Below are 817 nucleotides of genomic sequence, written 5' to 3'. Positions count from 1 at the left end.
TTATCCATAGAAAGTGAAGATTGTTCATGTCGAACAACGCTTCCAACATCATTGAGCAGAAGATTGAGGTCATTACATGGGTCCATTGCACGGCATCAAGATCATCGACATGACGTCGGTGCTGATGGGGCCCTTCGCGACGCTGTCGCGTCGAAGCGATCCGGCTGCGCCGCTACGCGGCGCTGAGCATCACCTCCTGTATCACAGTTTTGATGCGCCTGCGCTTGGCCTCATGACGCCCTGCGGCCATGGGCAAAGCACGCTCCGGGTTGTATTGACCCGCCTTGGCCGAATGCTGCACACCGGGGCGCGGCGCCAACTCCAAGCGGTAACCCAGGCTGCCCAGATACACCGCCAACGGGCAGTAGCTGTTGACTCTTATATGGTCAACAGCTACTGGTGGTTATCAAGTCAAGTCACAGATTCAGATCAATGAAATTCGATAGGAGACAGTAGATATGCTTAAGTTTATAAAGACACTGACAGTTGCATCAGTTTTGTCGCTCGGCGCAACTCCGGCAATCCATGCCCAAGAGCCGATCCAGCTGGAATTCGGTAACTGGTTGGCAAGCACGGCGCCCATCTCAGTCGGTGCCATGGAGCCCTGGAAGAAACTGGTGGAAGAAAAGACCAAGGGCCGCGTCAAGGTGAATCTCTATCACGGTGGTGTATTGGGGAGTTCCAGGGCCGTGCTGGACGATGTCAAAGGCGGCGTTTATCACGTGGGATATGCAGTCCCAGCCTATTATTACGATACGGCCTATTTCAAACTTCTCGTCGGCGAATTGCCTTTCGCCTTGCCTGGAGCAGCCGTGGG

General features: G+C 54.5%; 1 protein-coding gene and 1 pseudogene. Both read left to right on the top strand.

The features are described from left to right. Positions 1–76 precede the first annotated feature (76 nt). Complete coding sequence (locus tag B7G53_RS22695; RefSeq protein WP_141396443.1) at positions 77–436, top strand: hypothetical protein; 360 nt, start codon at positions 77–79, stop codon at positions 434–436. A gap of 22 nt (positions 437–458) precedes the next feature. Next, positions 459–817 (top strand): annotated as a pseudogene (locus B7G53_RS22280) (hypothetical protein); the annotation flags it as partial.

The sequence above is a fragment of the Polaromonas sp. AET17H-212 genome, assembly GCF_002379085.1.
Lineage (GTDB): Bacteria > Pseudomonadota > Gammaproteobacteria > Burkholderiales > Burkholderiaceae_C > Polaromonas.
The sequence above is the reverse complement of the archived record's forward strand: the minus strand, read 5'-3'. Positions and strand labels throughout refer to the sequence as shown.

Excerpts from the sequence above, each read along its gene's own strand:
- B7G53_RS22695 (WP_141396443.1), top strand. The coding sequence starts at position 77 with ATGGGTCCATTGCACGGCATCAAGATCATCGACATGACGTCGGTGCTG.